Below are 16,784 nucleotides of genomic sequence, written 5' to 3'. Positions count from 1 at the left end.
GGTCACAGACGGAAATGGCCGACTTCCTTGCGCAGCCCGTCGGCGAGCTGCTCCAGGCGCGTGGCGGTGCTGGCGGTCTCGCCCACGGCGGCGTTGTTTTCCTCGGCCATCTGGGCGATCTGCTCGACGTTGCGGGCGATGTCGTTGCTCGCCGCGCTCTGTTCGCGCAGCGCCATGGAGATGTCGCTCACCGAGCCGACCACGCTCTGCGCGCCGCTGCGGATCTCGTCCATCGCCGAACCGGCACGCTGGGTCAGTTCCACGCCCTCGCGCACGCGCGTCACCCCGCGGTTCATCGACTGCACCGCCTCGTCGGTGCCGTGCTGGATGGCCTGCACCATGCCGGAGATCTCCTGGGTGGCATTGCTGGTGCGTTCGGCCAGCTTGCGCACCTCGTCGGCGACCACGGCGAAGCCGCGCCCGGTCTCGCCCGCGCGCGCCGCCTCGATGGCCGCGTTGAGCGCCAGCAGGTTGGTCTGGTCGGCGATCTCGCGGATCACATTGACGATGCTGGAGATTTCCTCGGATTTCTGGCCGAGCGCCTCGATGGTCGAGGCGGTGGCATCCACCTCGCGGGCGATCAGCTCCATCTCGGCGGCGGTCTGCTGCACCACCTGGGCGCCGTTCTCGGAGATTTCGCCGGAACGCGTGGAAATGCTCTCCGCCTCGCCGGCATGGCGGCCGATCTCGTCGATGCCCACGGTCATCTCTTCCACCGCCGCCGCCATGCTGGAAGCGGCCTCGCTCTGATGCGCGGAACTGCGGCTGACCTGGCCGGCCGAGGCGGACATGGCCACCGCCGCCCGACTCACCTCGTCGGCGCTGCGCTGCACGCGGTGGAGCACTTCGGCGATGGACTGCGCCATGCCGTTGAAGCGCTCCGCCACGTGGCTCAGTTCATCCTGGCTGGCGAGGCGGATGCGCGAGGACAGGTCCCCCTGCCCCAGGCGCTCGGCCCCCGCGCCCAGTTCATTCACCGAACGCGCGACGGCGATGTACAGGGCGATCAGGAAATAGGCCAGCAGCGCGGTGGCCAGCGCGGAAAACGCCACCACGAGATTGAAGGTGGCCACATAGCCGGCGCGGCGTTCCAGCAGCAGGGCCTCGATGGCCGGCACGATGGTCTGCGTGGACTGCTGGAAGGCCACTTCCAGCGCATGCGCGCTGGCGTCGGAGAACTCGGTGGGCGTCAGCTCGAAACGTTCGTCGAGAATGTCGATGACCAGGCCGCGCATCGCCACCACCACCGCCGCCAGCTCCGTGCGCAGACCGTTCAGTTCGCTCCCGCGCACCGCGTTGGCCTGCGCCGCGCGGTCGAGCATGTCCTCGGCGCCCAGCATGGCATGGTCCAGTTCTCCCAATTGCAGCGAAACCCGCAGGCGCTGGTCGTAGCTGAGATAGTGGCTCGCCAGAATGGAAGCACCCTGCCCGCGCAGGCGGCCGATGCGCTCGGTGATGTCCGGCACGGTCTGGGTGACGAGGGCGATCAGGTAATACGACGCGGCCTGCGGATCGAGCGCCAGGCGGGAATCCTCCGCCACGTCGTGCATCACCCGCACGACGTTGTCGATCACGCCGGTATGGCCGTCGAACACCCATTGCGGCGCGGAGCCGGAGCTCGGTCCGCCCAGCATTTCGAGCATCCTCGCCGCTTCGCCCCAGTGCTCTTCCCAGCGGATGTCGTCGTCGCTGGTGTCTGCAAGGTGGCGCAGCGCGCGTTCGGCGTCGGCCCAGGCCTGCTCCATCGCCTGGGTGGCGGCCGGCAGGCGCTGGATCACCAGTGAGTCCACCGGATCGGCGTCGTTGGCCGCGCTGGTGGCCAGATCCCGGCGCGTCTGCAAAGTCTCGATCACTTTCAGCAGGGGCGCGACGACGCGCAGCCCGTTCAGCTCATCGTCGATGAAATGAATGTCGGTGCGCAGCGCAAGGACCAGCGCGGTCAGCAGATAGGCGACGGTGCCAGCGGAAATCACCCCGAACAGGACGAATTTCCAGCGGAAGCGCAGGCGGTCGAGCAAAGCAACGGCTGGCGCGAACAGAAAGGACATGGCGTTCTCCTCGAACCGCCGGTTGCGCCCACGAGGCTGCATGTGGGCGGGCCGGCTCCTGTTGGTATGCGGGCGTTGCCCTTTCTGAACGGACTGTAACCGAATTTCTTTAGCGCACGATGCTGCGGATAACCGCAACACCGCGTGAGAGGCTCTGGGAGGGATCAGGCGAAACGGCCGTCCTGCAGTCGCAGGGTGCGCTGCGCGCGCGCCGCCAGCGCCTCGTCGTGGGTGACGATGACGAAGCTGGTGGACAGGCGTTCGTTGAGCGAGAGCATCAGGTCGAACACCGTCTCGGCGGTGCGCCGGTCGAGGTTGCCGGTGGGCTCGTCGGCCAGCACGCAGGCCGGCTGGGTGACCAGCGCGCGGGCGATCGCGGCGCGCTGGCGCTCGCCGCCGGACAGCTCGCCCGGCGCGTGGTCCAGGCGGTGGCCCAGGCCGACTTCCTTGAGCATGGCCGCCGCGCGCTCGTCCGCCTCTACGCGCGCCATGCGGCGCACGTAGAGCGGCATGGCGACGTTTTCCAGCGCGGAGAACTCCGGCAGCAGGTGATGGAACTGATACACGAAACCCAGTGCCTGGTTGCGCGCGCGGCCGCGCTCGGCATCCGACATGCTGGAGAAGTCGCGTCCCTGCAGACGCACCGCGCCCGCGCTGGGCACGTCCAGCCCGCCGAGCAGATGCAGCAGCGTGCTCTTGCCCGAGCCCGATGCGCCGACGATGGCGATGCGCTCGCCGCGCGACACCGCCAGATCCACGCCACGCAGCACCTCCACCGCGTCCGCGCCCTCGCGGAAGGTCTTGCCCAGCCCCGCGCAGGCCAGCACCGGCACATCCATGGCCATCGTCCCTTGCTCACTCATAGCGCAGCGCCTCCGCCGGATTCACCCGCGCCGCGCGCCAGCTCGGATACAGGGTGGCCACCAGGGTCAGCACGAAGGACAGCGACACGATGGTGGTGACGTCCGAGGCCAGCACCTTCGAGGGCAGTTCGCTGATGTAGTAGATTTCCTTGTTCCACAGCGTCGCGCCGGTGACCGTTTCCAGGAAAGGAATCACCACGTCCAGATTGGTCGCCAGCAGCAGCCCGGCCACCACCCCGCCGACCAGGCCGACCAGGCCGATCACCGCGCCCTGCAGCACGAAGATGGTCATGATGGAACCCGGACTCGCCCCCAGCGTGCGCAGGATGGCGATGTCCGCCTGCTTCTCCTGCACCGCCATGACCAGCGTGGACACGATGTTGAAGGCCGCCACCGCGACGATCAGGAACAGGATGATGGTCATCATGGTCTTCTCCAGCGCCACGGCGCGGAAGAAGTTCGCATGGCTGCGCGTCCAGTCGGTGATCACCACCGGCTCCTCGATGTAGCGCCCCAGTTCGCGCGCCACGCGCGGCGCGGCGAACAGGTCGGCCAGCTTCACGCGCACCCCGCTCACCGCGTCGTCCAGGCGGTACAGCACCTGCGCGTCGCGCAGATGGATCAGCGCCAGGCCGGAGTCGTACTCGTACATACCGGCCTCGAAGATGCCCACCACCTCGAACTGGCGCACGCGCGGCAGCACCGCCGCCGGCGTCACCAGCCCCTGCGGGGCGATCAGCGTCACCCGGTCGCCCAGATGCACGCGCAGCGCCAGCGCCAGATCGCGCCCCAGCACGATGCCGAAGCGTCCGGGCTGCAATTCGTCCAGCGCGCCGCCCTTCATGTAGCGCGCGAAGTCCGCCACGCGGTCCTCGTCCGCCGGCAGCACGCCGCGCACCATCGTGCCGCGCACCGTCTGATCGAAGGACAGCATGCCCTGCTCCTGCACATAGGGCGCGGCGGCCAGCACCTCCGGATGGCGCGCGGCCTGGTCGGCCACGCGCTGCCAGGATTCCAGCTCGCCCAGCGGGCCGCTCACCAGCACATGCGAGGCCACGCCCAGGATGCGCGTGCGCAGCTCTTCCTGGAAACCGTTCATCACCGACAGCACGACGATCAGCGCCGCCACGCCCAGCCCGGTGCCCAGCATGGAGACGGCCGAAATGAAGGAGATGAAGCGATTGCGCCCCTGCGCCCTGCGGCGCGAGCGGGTGTAGCGCAAACCGACGAGGAATTCGTATCGCATCGCGCGCGGCGCCTGCAGCCCAAAGGGCGCCATTGTGCCGCAAGCGGACTCCGATGGGTGCGCCGGCGCGGACGGCCGATTGTTTCGCCATGCTGCATGCGGCCGCGCGCCGGACGCGCGGCGGGCTGCTAGACTGCGCGCTTGCCGAGCTTCCCCTCCCCCTCAATGACCCTGCACCTCGTCCTGCCCGGCCTGCTGTGGCCCGGCGCGCAGACCCTTGCCCCGGCCGCGGGCCTTGCGCTCCCCGCACTGGAGCGCCTGCTCGGCCTCGCCCGCGCGCGGCGCGGCACCCCCGCCGACGCGCAGACCTGGCTGCTGGAAGCCCACGGGCTGGATGCCGCGCGGACCTCCGCCGCCGCGCTGCGCCGCCTGGGCGAAACCACCCTGCCCGGCCCGGCGGCGGACGACACCTGGCTGTGCGCCGACCCGGTCAATCTGCGCTTCGCGCGCGAGCATCTGATCCTCGCCGACGCCGCCACGCTGGACATCACCGTCGAGGAAGCGGCGGCGCTGGTCGGCACGCTCAACGAATCCTTCGCCGACCTCGGCCGTTTCGAGGCCGCCACCGCGCAGCGCTGGTATCTGCGTCCGGCCACCCCGCCGGCGGCACGCTTCGTCGCCCTGCACGACGCGGTCGGCCGCCCGCTCGCGCGCAGCCTGCCACAGGGCGAGGATGCCGCGCACTGGCAACGCGCGGCCAGCGAAATACAGATCGTGCTGCACAACCATCCGGTCAACCGTGCCCGCGAAGAAGCCGGCCAGCCGCTCATCAACAGCCTGTGGCTGTGGGGCGCGGGCCGGGCGCCGGAGCATGCCCGCCCACCCGCCGGCCAACCCCGCGCCCTGCACGCCGACGGCCCCTTTGCACGCGGACTGGCCAGCGCCGCGGGCTACACCGCCACGACGCCGGACCTGGCCACCGCGCTGGCCCAGCCGACCCTGGCGGTGCTCGAACGCCTCGCCCAACCCGCCATGCACCTGGACCTGGAAGGCTGGCGCGCGGCGCTGGCCGAACTGGAACGCGGCTGGTTCGCCCCGCTGCTCGACGCCCTGCGCCACGGCCGCCTGCGGCAACTGACCCTGGTCGTCCCCGACGAACGCGCCACGCTGGAATTCACCCTGAACGCGCGCGATCCGTGGAAATTCTGGCGCCGCCCGCTCTCCCTCGACGCCCTGCACAAATCCCTGCCGACCCCCGAAGCATGATGCATGCCCCGCAACTCCGTCCCCGCCCGGTGCCCCAGCGCGCGCTGGCCACGCTGACCCAGGCGGGCATCCACCCGCTGCTCGCCCGCCTGTACGCCGCGCGCGGCATCGGCGCGCCGTCGGACCTCGACTACTCGCTCGGCGCCCTGCTGCCGCCCGCCGCGCTGCGCGGCACACGCGAGGCCGCCGAATTGCTCGCAGACGCCATCGAGGCCGGCGCGCGCATGGTCATCGTCGCCGACTACGACTGCGACGGCGCCACCGCCTGCGCGCTGGGCATGCGCGCCTTGCGCGCCTTCGGCGCCGACGTGCATTACCTGGTGCCCGACCGCGTCGCCATGGGCTACGGCCTGACGCCGGCCATGGTGGAGCTGGCCGCGCGCATCGAACCCGATCTGCTGATCACCGTGGACAACGGCATCGCCAGCATCGAAGGCATCGCCGCCGCGCGCGCCCACGGCATGGCCACGCTGATCACCGACCACCACCTGCCCGGCGACGCGCTCCCCGACGCCGACGTCATCGTCAACCCCAACCAGCCCGGCTGCGACTTTCCCAGCAAGGCGCTGGCCGGCGTGGGGGTGATGTTCTACGTCATGCTCGCCCTGCGCGCCGAACTGCGCGAACGCGGCGCCTTCGCCGACGGCAAGGGCCCCAACCTGGCCGACCTGCTCGATCTGGTGGCGCTGGGCACCGTGGCCGACGTGGTGCAGCTCGACCACAACAACCGCATCCTGGTCTCCCAGGGTCTCGCGCGCATGCGCGCCGGGCGCATGCAGCCCGGCGTGCGCGCCCTGTTCGCCGCCGCCGGGCGCGAGCCGGAACGCGCCGCCAGCACCGACCTGGGCTTCCTCATCGGCCCGCGCCTGAACGCCGCCGGGCGGCTGGCCGACATGAGCCTGGGCATCGAGTGCCTGGCCACCGACGACCCTGGCCGCGCGTTCAACATCGCCCAGGAACTCGACCGCCTCAACCGCGAACGGCGCAGCATCGAAGCCGGCATGCAGGAAGACGCGCTGGCCCGCCTGGAAGGCTTCGACGCCGCCGAATCGGCCAGCATCAGCCTCTACCAGCCGGACTGGCACCAAGGCGTCATCGGCATCGTCGCCGGGCGCATCAAGGAGCGCCTGCACCGCCCCACCATCGCCTTCGCGCCCGCCACCGACGGCGAGATCAAGGGCTCCGGACGCTCCATCGCCGGCCTGCACCTGCGCGATGCGCTGGACCTGGTGAGCAAGCGCGCGCCCGACCTCATCCTGCGCTTCGGCGGCCATGCCATGGCCGCCGGACTGGCCATCCGCGAGCAGGATTTCCAGCGCTTCAGCGAGATCTTCGAAGAAGTGGTCGACGGCCTGCTCGACCCCGCCGAGCGCACCCGCCGCATGGACACCGACGGCGCGCTGGAAAGCGGCTGGATGAGCCTGGAAGGCGCCCGCCTGATCGAGCACGGCATCTGGGGCCAGGGCTTTCCCGCGCCGCTGTTCGACGACGTGTTCCGCGTGGAGAACCAGCGCCTGCTGAAAGAACGCCATCTGAAGCTGCAACTGGCCAAGGGTTCCACGCGTTACGACGCCATCCGCTTCAACCACGCCGACGGCGCGCCGCCCGACCTGCGCGCCGCCTTCCGCCTGGGCATCAACGAGTACAACGGCGTGTCCAGCGTGCAACTGATGCTGGAGCACTTCGAAGCGGCCTGAGTCCATCCGCGCATTCCGGGTATACTCGCGGGTTTTCCGCATTTCCCCGGAGCCGCAGCATGGAAGCCGAACGCAAGAATGCCATCGCCGAAAAACTGGCCGACCTCGCCGAGCGCGGCCGCGAACTTCGGAGGTATCTTTGACTACGATGCCAAGGCATCGAAGCTCGAAGAAGTAAACCGCGCGCTGGAAGACCCGGCCGTGTGGAACAACGCCGAGCGCGCGCAGGAACTCGGCAAGGAAAAGCGCCAACTGGAAGACGTGGTGCTCACCCTGCGCCAGATCGACCAGCAATCCACCGACCTGAAGGATCTGTTCGAACTGGCCGAGGTGGAGGACGACGAAGACACGCTGGAAGCCGTCGAGGCCGACCTGGGCGAACTGGAAGCGAGCGTGCACAAGCTCGAATTCCGCCGCATGTTCGCCAACCCGATGGACCCCAACAACTGCTTCATCGAAATCCAGGCCGGCGCCGGCGGCACCGAGGCGCAGGACTGGGGCGGCATGCTGCTGCGCATGTACCTGCGCTACTGCGAGCGCAAGGGTTTCAGCACCGAACTGCTGGAAGAATCCGAAGGCGAAGTGGCCGGCATCAAGGGCGCCACCATCAAGGTCAGCGGCGACTACGCCTACGGCTATCTGCGCACCGAAACCGGCATCCACCGCCTGGTGCGCAAGAGCCCGTTCGACTCCAACGCGCGCCGCCACACCAGCTTCACCTCGGTGTTCGTGTACCCGGAAGTGGATGAATCGATCGAGGTCGAGATCAACCCGGCCGACCTGCGCATCGACACCTACCGCGCCTCCGGCGCCGGCGGCCAGCACATCAACAAGACCGACTCCGCGGTGCGCATCACTCACGAGCCTACCGGCATCGTCGTGCAGTGCCAGAACGACCGCTCGCAGCACAAGAACAAGGCCGAGGCCATGTCCATGCTGAAGGCGCGCCTGTACGAAGCCGAACTGCGCAAGCGCCAGTCCGAGCAGCAGAAGCTGGAAGACAGCAAGAGCGACATCGGCTGGGGCCACCAGATCCGCAGCTACGTGCTGGACCAGTCGCGCATCAAGGATCTGCGCACCAACTACGAAGTCGGCAACACCCAGGCCGTGCTGGACGGCGACCTGGACGACTTCATCGCTGCGAGCCTGAAGCAAGGGGTTTGATCATCGCGGGCAAGCCCATGGAATCCGCACGGTTTATCGCACCACGACCTTGAACCCGCCTTCCCTCGACCTCTCCGAATTCCTCGCCCCCGGCGTCGCCGCCGACGACGTGCCCGAACTGTCCGCGCTGGCCGCCGCGCGGCCGCTGCTGGACGCCTTCATCACGCTGTTCCGCGGCGCCGAGGCCGAGGTGCTGATGCGCCTCCTGGTGCTGCGCGAGATCGGCCGCGAAGCCGACGCCCCGCGCTGGTCGCCCGAGGCCCTGCGCGCGCGCTTCACCTACCTCGACGCGGTGAAGCTGGAAACCGTGCTCAAGCGCCTGCGCGACAACGGCCTGCTCACCTTCGGCGAGGACGGCCTGTACCACCTCTCCGACCTGGGGCGCAACGCCGTGGCGGCCATCGCCATGCTGCTGCGCTTCGCCGACGAGGAAGACGCGGAACTGGGCTTCCTCACCGCCCAGCTCGCCGGCCTGCAGGCTGTCGGCAGCATCACCCCGGAAGCACTCGGCCACCTGCTCTCCAAGCTCAACGACCTCACCTGGCACTTCGAGGAAGCCATCGCCTCCGGCTCGGAATTCAACATCGTCAGCGCGCGCAAGCGCCTGTCCGCCAACGGGAAATGGCTGGCGCGCGGCACCGAGATCCTGCGTGAACTGCTCGCCGACCCGGACGTGGAATTCGACGTGGCGCGCGTCGCCCAGCGCATCGGCCTCGCGCAGTCGCGCCTGGCGCGCGTGGATGCGAGCTTCCAGCGCGCGCTCAACAAGATCGAAGCGCAGCGCGTCACCCTGGGCGCCTCGGGCATATCCTCGTCCGACGTCGCCGCCTGGCTGCGCACCCTCAATGCCGAAAAACTCGCCGCCTTCGCCGGCGAAGCGGTCGCCTTCGTACCGGAACTGCCCCTGCTCGCCGGCGGACACGAACTGCTCGACCGCGCCGAGGCCGTGCTGTGCGACGACGTGCGCGCGCAGGAAAGCGACGCCACCCTGCCCCCGCCCAGCGCCGCCGACGTGGATGCCGCGCCGGAAAGCGAAGACCTCGCCCTGCTGGAACACTTCACCCGCCGCCTCGGCCACGTCGCGGCACCCGCCACGCTGGGCGAAGTGGTGGCCGGCGGCGGCTTCGCCCCGGCCTCCTACCGCCTGTCGCTGCTGGCACTCCTCGCGGACGGCGGATCGGCCGGCCCGGCCGACGGCCCGGTGGGCGAATTCATGCGCCTGCCGCTCGACGTGCTGTTCGGCGACACGCTGGAAGCCGCCGACGACGAGGAAATCGCGCTGATCTCCGCCGGCCGCGTACAGCCGCGCGGCACCCCAAGCCCATCCGCCCCGACCACTCCGACGCCGCAAGACGCCCGCCGATGAACCAGGACATCCAGACCCTCACCGCCCGCCTGCTCGCCAACCGCTGGCTGCCGCGCAACGACCGCCTGGTGCGCCGCGCGCTGGTGGACGAAACCTTCCGCGTGGAACTCGACCAGCGCCTGGCCGCCGTCGGCCTGCAACTGCAGGACAACCCCTACGCCGGCTTCGTGGCCACCGCGCTGGCGCCGGAAATGCTTGAACCGGTGTTCGGCGCCAAGCGCGAATACGCCGCCAGCAACGTGGGCCTCACGCGCGACGAGATCGCCCTGCTGGTGGTGGTGTGGTCGCTCATCATCCTGCCCAAGCGCGAGCGCCAGGTCACGCGGCGCGAGGTCGCCGACGACGGCCAGGGCGACATGTTCGGCACGGAAAAACCCGTCGAACACGGCGACAGCGTTTCCGCCGGCATCTCCGAAGCCTCGCTGATCGCCGACTTCGGCCCGCTGCTCGGCGGGCGCAGCCGGGTAAAGAACTTCATGCTCGGCAAACTCGCCCGCCTGGGCTTCATCGAGCGCCGCAACGGCATCGTCGCCGAAGGCCCGCTGCTCGACGTGGCGCTGGACTACCGCATCCTGGCCGACCGCATCATCCACGGCACGCTGGCCGAGGTCATCGCCCGCGCCGGCCACCCCATGCCGCAAGCCAACGCCTTCGAAAACGCCGAAATCCTGGCCGACACCGGCGAGGACGACGCGGAAGACCCCGCCTGACGGCACGCGCAAAGCCGCACGGCCCCATCGCCCGGCCCGAATAAGAAATAAGAATCAATACTATATATACTATCGATTTTTCCATATCGACTCCCCATGTCCTCGTCGCCGGACCATCCGCTGCTGCCGCACTATCAGGCCCATTACCACGCCCTGATCCGCTTTCTTGCCCGGCGCGCCGGCTGCAAGAACACCGCGCGCGACCTGGCGCACGACGCCTGGCTCGCCCTCGCCAGCAAGGCCGGCGACCCCCTGGGCAACGATGCGCAGCGGAACTCGGACAACTACCGCGCCTACATCTTCGCCACCGCGGCCAACCTCGCGGTGAACCACCAGCGCCACCAGCAGCGCACCCATGAGCGCTTCGTCAGCAACGACGAAGCCGCCACCCAGGCCAGCGACCCCGCCCTGGACGTCGACCGCCGCCACCTGCATGCCGAAGCCCTCGACGTAGTCGGCCGCTGCCTCGACGCCCTGCCCCGGCGCACCCGCGAGATCTTCCTCGCCCATCGCATGGAAGCGCTCAGCCAGAAGGAGCTGGCCGAACGCCACGGCATCTCCATCCCCACCGTGGAACGCGAAATCCGGCACGCCATGGACCGCATCGAACGCGCCCTGCACGCCTGGCGCGGCGAAGAAGCCCCGCCGCGCAAAGGCCGCCGCCAGAACCTCAGCCGCCTGCTCGGCGCCGCCGCCGGCGCCCTCGCCCTGCCCGCGCTGTGGCAGGCCTGGCGCCACTGGGTGCCCATCGACCAGTACCGCCTTGCCACCGCCGCCGGCCAGTTCCACGGCCAGGCCCTGCCGGACGGCAGCACCCTGCTGCTCGACGCCGCCAGCCGCCTCGACGTTGCCTACTACTCCACCCGCCGCAGCGCCACGCTGCACCAGGGCGGCGCCTATTTCAGCATCGCCACGGACGGCCGCCCCTTCACCGTGGACGCCCTCGGCATGCGCCTCACCGTGCTCGGCACGCGCTTCGCCGTGGACATCGAAGACCAGCGCGTGCGCGTGGACGTCGAATCCGGGCGCGTACGCATCCAGGCCCCCAATGGCGAAACACGCGAACTGGGCGCCGACCAGCACGCCAGCGTGCAGGCCGGGGCCGGCTTCATCGGCGCCACCGTCCCCCTCGACGCCGCACATGGCTCCCCCGCCGTCGCCCCCTGGCGCGACGGCTGGCTCGACTTCCACCACGTCCCCCTCGGCCTCGTCGCCGAGCGCCTCGCCCGCTACCGCCCGCAGCCCATCCACGTCAGCCCCGCCGCCGCCGGCCTGCCCGTGCTCGGCCGCGTGCGCATCGCCGACGGCGAAGCCTGGCTGCATCGGCTCGCCCGCAGCCTGCCCATCCGCATCGCCACCGCCGACGACGGCGCCCTGCTCATCACCCGCCGCTGAGGCGCTTGCCGGAGACACGCAAAAAATTTGATGGCTTGATCCCCGCGGAACGTTCTACCGGCTGAAGCCCCTTTTTCCTTCAACCGCCATGGGAACCGTTCCGCCATGAAACGATGCAAGCCTCTGCTGGCCACCGTCCTGCTCGCCCTCGGCAGCCACGCCTCCGCCGCCCCCTTCGACCAGCCCGCCCAGGCTCTCGACCTGGCCCTGGGCCAACTCGCCCGCGCCGCCGGCCTGCAACTGGTCACGAACCCCACCCTCGTCGCCGGCCAGCAAGCCCGCAGCATCAGCAACGCCCCCGACCTGCAGGCCGCCCTCGCCCAACTGCTGGCCGGCACGGGCCTGCAGGCCCGCATCGAAGGCGACACCCTGATCGTCGAAACAGCACCCCGCACGGCCACGCTGCCCGCCGTCACCGTCAGCGCCACGCACGAGCGCGGCGGGCGGACCGAAGGCACGGGTTCCTATACGACGGGGAGCACCTCTGCCGCCAGCGGCCTGAACCTGTCGCTGCGCGAGACGCCGCAGTCGGTGACGGTGGTGACGCGGCAGCGGCTGGACGATCAGGCGCTAGATTCGATCGAGAAAGTGTTCGAGCAGACCCCTGGGATTTATCACCTGTGGACGGGTCCCGCAGTGGGTGGCAGCAACTCGTCGGCCTACGCGCGGGGCTACCGTGTCAACAGCTACCAGATCGATGGCGTGACCGTGCCCTCCGATGCTTGGGCCTTGAATGGCTGGGGCGGAGGCGCAGCCTTGGATACGGCGATCTACGACTCCATTGCCATCGTGCGCGGCGCCACCGGCCTGCTCTCCGGCGCGGGCGATCCCAGCGCCAGCATCAGCCTGATACGCAAGCGCCCCACTCATGAGTTCCAGGCCTCCGTGGAGCAAAGCATGGGCCGCTGGAGCCAGCGGCGCAGTGTGGCCGACGTGGGCGGCCCCCTGAACGCCGCCGGCTCGCTGCGCAGCCGACTGGTGGCGGCCTACGATGAAGGCGGTTCCTGGTCGGATCGCTACCAGGGCTACCACAGCGTGGCCTACGGCGTGCTGGAAGCCGACCTGGGCGACAGGACCATGCTGACCCTGAGCCTAGAGCATGCCCGCTAAACGGCTCATGACGCCGCCATGCAAATGGGCTTCACCCGCGTGTTCACCGACGGTAGCCCCACGCCCTTCTCCCGCAACAACAATCCCACGACCGACTGGAGCAACTGGCACAACAAGCGCACAACGCTTTCAGCCGCGTTGGAGCACCGCTTCAACGAAGACTGGCAGGCCCAGCTGGCCTACAGCCACAGCAGCAGGGACTGGGCATTCAAAACCGGCATAGCAGGAGGCTTTCTTGCCCCTCCCCTGGCACTGGACGGCATGGGCATCATGTCGCTGCGCAACAACCTCTCCGAAAGCCGTGGCGATGCGCTCGACACCAGGCTGAACGGGCGCTATACGCTGTGGGGTCGGCAACATGAGTTGGTGGCGGGGTTCAATGCTTCTGATACGGACCTCAAGACTCGTGGCCTCAATGTCTGGGATACCGGCGACAGCGTACAGGTGCTGGGCTGGGATGGCAGCGGTTACCCTGAGCCGGACTGGTCCGCGTATACGTTCTATTCATCGGCCACCCGAACCAAGCAGTCGGGTGCCTACCTGGCCACACACCTGCACGCCACCGATGACCTGTCCTTCATCGTCGGCGCGCGCTGGAGCAATTGGAAAACGCGAGCACTCCGCGATGGCGCCGTGACCGATGACCGCAAGGAAAGCAGCGTCTTCACACCCTATGCCGGCATCGTGTACGACTTGACCAGGCAGGTTTCCGCCTACGTCAGCTATACCGAGATCTTCAATCCGCAGAGCACCAAAGACGTCAATGGCCGCTTGTTGGCCCCCGAAACGGGCAAGAATCTGGAGCTGGGCTTGAAGGGCGAATGGTTCGGCGGCCGGCTGAATGCCAGTGCCGCTGTCTTCCGATCCGGCAAGGACAATCTGGCGGTGGCCGACGGCAACAACCAGACCTCCGAGGGCGGCCAAGCCTACGTCGCCGCGGACGACACCAAGGTCCGCGGCCTGGATGTGGAAGTTGCCGGTGAGTTGGCACCAGGCTGGCAGATGCAGGGCGGCTACACGCGCACGGTGCTCAGGGACAGCAGCGGCCAGCGACTCAACACCCATATGCCCAAGCACCAGGTCAAGCTGTTCACCACCTGGACGCCGGCCAATCTGAACCGCCTGACCGTGGGCGGCGGCGTGCTCTGGCAAAGCGAAACCTATCTCGCCTCGGCAGGCACTCAGTTCTCACAGAAAAGTTATGCGCTGGTCAACTTGATGGCGAACTACGCCTTCGACGATCACCTGAGCCTGGCGCTGCGGCTGAACAACGTGTTCGACAAGATCTACTACACATATCCTTCCTCGCACTACTACGGCGCCCCGCGCAATCTCTACGCCACGCTGAAATACCGTTTCTGACCACCTGGAGCGCCCCGTTCATACGCACGCAGCGGGGCATTCCACTTGCCGAAATGCAACAATTCGTATGAAAAGTGCCTTTTTCGCCGTCTCAAACGACATGTACAGTGAAGGCACACAAAAACGAACCGCCGGGCTGCTCGCGCAGGCCCGGCGGTTCGTCGTTGGGCTGCGGCCTGCGCTATTCCGGCTTGCCCAGCACCCCTTCCAGGCTGTCGGCACTGAGTACGGCCTCGGTCCATTGCTCCAGCTCCGCCTCCGTGGCCCGCCCCAGCCGTGCCGCCGCCCAGTCCGGCAGTTCGCCGAAACGCAGGCTCAGCAGATGCTCCAGGGTCTTGGCAGCGCCTTCCTGACGGCCTTCCTGCATCCACCTCCGGGTCCATTGTTCGATACGTTCGGCCAGCATGCTATCGATCTCCTGCAAGTCGGTGAATTCTTCGATGGGTTCGCCGGGGTTCAGTTTCCGAAGGATGATCCGATTGTAGAACACCACGAACACCCGGCGCAGGCTGTCGTACTGCGGGCCTTTCAAGTGTTGGACCAATTCGCGGGTGGCTACGCTGATGGCGGGGGCTTCGGGAGTGTTTCCCAGGCGGATCAGCAGCGCCAGCAGGTTGCCCGACAGGCGCCGCAGTTCCTCGTCCGCCACCCGCCCTTCGTCGAGCAGGTGATAGCGGAAGGATGGCCGCCAGCGCGCCAGGCCGACGGGGGCGGCGATGAGGTGGGCGAGTTCGCGCGTGGGGCGCCAGCGCGGCTGGCCGTTGTAGAGCACCAGCGGCAGCACGGGAGGCAGCTTGCGGCCGCGGGCGATCTGGCCGCTCTTGATGAGATCCTGGTACAGCAGGCACACGTAGGTGAGCATACGGAGCGCCATCCACGGATCGGCCCGGCTCTGGAATTCGATCAGCAGGTAAAGGTACAGCCATTCGCTGCGCCCGTCGGGCAGGTTCAGGCGCACGCGCCAGATCACGTCGTCGGCGCGTTGCAGCAACTCATCGCTGACGTACTGGCCGTTGGGCTTTTCCAGCGTGCCGAAGTCCAGCTGTGCCACCCAGTCTTCACGCACGAAGCCGCGCAGCAGGGCCTCCACCATCTGCGGGTGGGAGAACAGCTGCTTGTACAGGCCGTCGTAGGGGGTGGCAGGCTGGCCGGACATGGCAGATGAAACATGCGCGGAGGACACGAATAATGCCAAAACAATACAACAAAATCCACCATGCATTATTCAGCCGCTCTTTGCCGCCTGCCCCTTGGCGGCAGCACACAAGAAAGCAGCGGTTTCCGCCGTTTCGAGTCAGGCCTCTTCCGCCAGTACCTGCCGCAGCACGACGGCATTGTTGCGCGCCTCGTCGCGGGCCGCATAGACCAGGGTCACCGCCTTCTGCCCGGCGACGATGCCCCGCAACTCGGCGAGCGCGGCGCTGCCGGCCAGTTCGGCCCGGTATCTCTCCTGGAAGGCCGCCCATCTGTCCGGATCGTGGCCGAACCACTTGCGCAGTTCGCCGGAGGGCGCCACCTCCTTGAGCCACAGATCGACCTTCGCCGCGTCGCGGGTCAACCCCCTGGGCCAGATGCGATCCACCAAAATCCGCATGCCGTCCGCGCCGTCGGCGTCCGCATAGACGCGCTTGATGGAAATTCTCATCGCCTTTCCCCTGTCGCTCCCCGCATCCTCGCAGGGTTCTCCCCGGCCCGCCAGCACGGCGGCGCTGTTGGCCTCGTGTGGTTGAATCTTTACAACGCTCTGCCCTACGCTCCCGGCGTGACATGCCGCAGAGCACACCCCCCCACGCAAGGATTCCCCATGAGCGACACCACAACAGAGCTCGAAACGCTCCTCATGCAGCGCTCGCTGACCGACGCGCAGCTTCTGGACGCCACGGCCCAGGCCGCCGACTTCCGCATCCTGCCGGACGCCACGGTGATCAAGATCGGCGGGCAGAGCATCATCGACCGCGGCCGCGCCGGCCTGTACCCGCTGGTCGATGAGATCGTCGCCGCGCGCGACACGCACAAGCTGCTCATCGGCACCGGCGCCGGCACCCGCGCCCGCCACCTGTACTCCATCGCCGCCGGGTTGAACCTGCCGGCCGGCGTGCTCGCCCAGCTCGGCTCCTCGGTGGCCGACCAGAATGCCGCCATGCTCGGCCAGTTGCTCGCCAAGCACGGCATTCCGGTGGTCGGCGGCGCGGGGCTGTCCGCCGTGCCGCTGTCGCTGGCCGAGGTGAATGCGGTGATTTTCAGCGGCATGCCGCCCTACAAGCTGTGGATGCGCCCGTCCGCCGAAGGGGTGATTCCGCCCTACCGCACCGACGCGGGCTGCTTCCTGATGGCCGAACAGTTCGGCTGCAAGGCGATGATCTACGTGAAGGACGAAAACGGCCTGTATACCGAGAACCCCAAGACGGCGAAGAACCCCACCTTCATTCCGAAGATTTCCGTGGAGGAAATGAAGGCCAGGGGGCTGCACGATTCCATCCTGGAATTCCCCGTGCTCGACCTGCTGCAGAACGCGCAGCACGTGCGCGAGGTGCAGGTCATCAACGGCCTGGTCCCCGGCAACCTGACCCGCGCGCTCGCAGGCGAGCACGTCGGCACCCTGATCACCGCGCGCTAA

General features: G+C 68.4%; 12 protein-coding genes and 1 pseudogene. 8 read left to right on the top strand and 5 right to left on the bottom strand.

Annotated features, from left to right (window positions below):
- Window positions 1–2 precede the first annotated feature (2 nt).
- The 3 genes from E6C76_RS01545 to E6C76_RS01535 form a co-directional block, all read right to left on the bottom strand.
- Window positions 3–2,048 carry a methyl-accepting chemotaxis protein gene (locus E6C76_RS01545; protein ID WP_136346507.1) on the bottom strand — a complete coding sequence of 682 codons (2,046 nt, stop codon included), beginning with the start codon at window positions 2,046–2,048 and terminating at the stop codon, window positions 3–5.
- Window positions 2,049–2,212: 164 nt separating this feature from the next.
- Complete coding sequence (lolD, locus tag E6C76_RS01540; protein ID WP_136346506.1) at window positions 2,213–2,911, bottom strand: lipoprotein-releasing ABC transporter ATP-binding protein LolD; 699 nt, start codon at window positions 2,909–2,911, stop codon at window positions 2,213–2,215.
- Window positions 2,904–4,157, bottom strand: a complete 1,254-nt coding sequence (locus tag E6C76_RS01535; RefSeq protein ID WP_136346505.1) for a lipoprotein-releasing ABC transporter permease subunit — start codon at window positions 4,155–4,157, stop codon at window positions 2,904–2,906. The genes lolD and E6C76_RS01535 overlap by 8 nt, the downstream gene beginning before the upstream one ends.
- Window positions 4,158–4,322: 165 nt before the next feature.
- Between E6C76_RS01535 and E6C76_RS22660 the strand changes: the two are divergent.
- The 7 genes and pseudogenes from E6C76_RS22660 to E6C76_RS01500 form a co-directional block, all read left to right on the top strand.
- Window positions 4,323–4,835: pseudogene (locus E6C76_RS22660) on the top strand (hypothetical protein); the annotation flags it as partial.
- 524 nt (window positions 4,836–5,359) lie between these two features.
- Entirely contained in the window at window positions 5,360–7,060 is a 1,701-nt protein-coding gene (gene recJ, locus E6C76_RS01525) for a single-stranded-DNA-specific exonuclease RecJ (protein WP_230976123.1), read from the top strand.
- A 1,213-nt stretch (window positions 7,061–8,273) separates the two neighbouring features.
- Window positions 8,274–9,590, top strand: coding sequence for a hypothetical protein (locus E6C76_RS01520; protein WP_136346503.1), 1,317 nt, complete (start codon window positions 8,274–8,276; stop codon window positions 9,588–9,590).
- Complete coding sequence (locus E6C76_RS01515; protein WP_136346502.1) at window positions 9,587–10,300, top strand: hypothetical protein; 714 nt, start codon at window positions 9,587–9,589, stop codon at window positions 10,298–10,300. The genes E6C76_RS01520 and E6C76_RS01515 overlap by 4 nt, the downstream gene beginning before the upstream one ends.
- A gap of 96 nt (window positions 10,301–10,396) precedes the next feature.
- On the top strand, window positions 10,397–11,695 hold the full coding sequence (locus E6C76_RS01510; RefSeq protein WP_136346501.1) for a sigma-70 family RNA polymerase sigma factor: 1,299 nt from the start codon (window positions 10,397–10,399) through the stop codon (window positions 11,693–11,695).
- Between the two features lie 105 nt (window positions 11,696–11,800).
- Window positions 11,801–12,805: a TonB-dependent siderophore receptor gene (locus E6C76_RS01505; protein WP_136346500.1), complete on the top strand. Its 1,005-nt coding sequence runs from the start codon at window positions 11,801–11,803 to the stop codon at window positions 12,803–12,805.
- An 18-nt stretch (window positions 12,806–12,823) separates the two neighbouring features.
- Window positions 12,824–14,167: a TonB-dependent siderophore receptor gene (locus tag E6C76_RS01500; protein ID WP_136346499.1), complete on the top strand. Its 1,344-nt coding sequence runs from the start codon at window positions 12,824–12,826 to the stop codon at window positions 14,165–14,167.
- 181 nt (window positions 14,168–14,348) lie between these two features.
- On the opposite strand, the gene E6C76_RS01495 is transcribed toward E6C76_RS01500, so the two are convergent.
- Complete coding sequence (locus tag E6C76_RS01495; RefSeq protein ID WP_136346498.1) at window positions 14,349–15,323, bottom strand: Rpn family recombination-promoting nuclease/putative transposase; 975 nt, start codon at window positions 15,321–15,323, stop codon at window positions 14,349–14,351.
- 138 nt (window positions 15,324–15,461) lie between these two features.
- Entirely contained in the window at window positions 15,462–15,812 is a 351-nt protein-coding gene (locus E6C76_RS01490; RefSeq protein WP_211090075.1) for a DUF488 domain-containing protein, read from the bottom strand.
- A gap of 159 nt (window positions 15,813–15,971) precedes the next feature.
- Between E6C76_RS01490 and E6C76_RS01485 the strand changes: the two genes are divergently transcribed.
- On the top strand, window positions 15,972–16,784 hold the full coding sequence (locus tag E6C76_RS01485; protein ID WP_136346497.1) for an amino acid kinase family protein: 813 nt from the start codon (window positions 15,972–15,974) through the stop codon (window positions 16,782–16,784).

This window comes from Pseudothauera nasutitermitis (genome assembly GCF_004801295.1).
Taxonomy (GTDB): domain Bacteria; phylum Pseudomonadota; class Gammaproteobacteria; order Burkholderiales; family Rhodocyclaceae; genus Pseudothauera; species Pseudothauera nasutitermitis.
The sequence above is the reverse complement of the archived record's forward strand: the minus strand, read 5'-3'. Positions and strand labels throughout refer to the sequence as shown.

Bases quoted from the DNA above. Each gene is read 5' to 3' on its own strand.
- recJ (WP_230976123.1), top strand. From the start codon at position 5,360: ATGATGCATGCCCCGCAACTCCGTCCCCGCCCGGTGCCCCAGCGCGCG.
- E6C76_RS01505 (WP_136346500.1), top strand. From the start codon at position 11,801: ATGAAACGATGCAAGCCTCTGCTGGCCACCGTCCTGCTCGCCCTCGGC.
- E6C76_RS01500 (WP_136346499.1), top strand. From the start codon at position 12,824: ATGCAAATGGGCTTCACCCGCGTGTTCACCGACGGTAGCCCCACGCCC.
- E6C76_RS01545 (WP_136346507.1), bottom strand. From the start codon at position 2,048: ATGTCCTTTCTGTTCGCGCCAGCCGTTGCTTTGCTCGACCGCCTGCGC.
- E6C76_RS01495 (WP_136346498.1), bottom strand. From the start codon at position 15,323: ATGTCCGGCCAGCCTGCCACCCCCTACGACGGCCTGTACAAGCAGCTG.
- lolD (WP_136346506.1), bottom strand. From the start codon at position 2,911: ATGAGTGAGCAAGGGACGATGGCCATGGATGTGCCGGTGCTGGCCTGC.
- E6C76_RS01515 (WP_136346502.1), top strand. From the start codon at position 9,587: ATGAACCAGGACATCCAGACCCTCACCGCCCGCCTGCTCGCCAACCGC.
- E6C76_RS01485 (WP_136346497.1), top strand. From the start codon at position 15,972: ATGAGCGACACCACAACAGAGCTCGAAACGCTCCTCATGCAGCGCTCG.
- E6C76_RS01510 (WP_136346501.1), top strand. From the start codon at position 10,397: ATGTCCTCGTCGCCGGACCATCCGCTGCTGCCGCACTATCAGGCCCAT.
- E6C76_RS01490 (WP_211090075.1), bottom strand. From the start codon at position 15,812: ATGAGAATTTCCATCAAGCGCGTCTATGCGGACGCCGACGGCGCGGAC.
- E6C76_RS01535 (WP_136346505.1), bottom strand. From the start codon at position 4,157: ATGCGATACGAATTCCTCGTCGGTTTGCGCTACACCCGCTCGCGCCGC.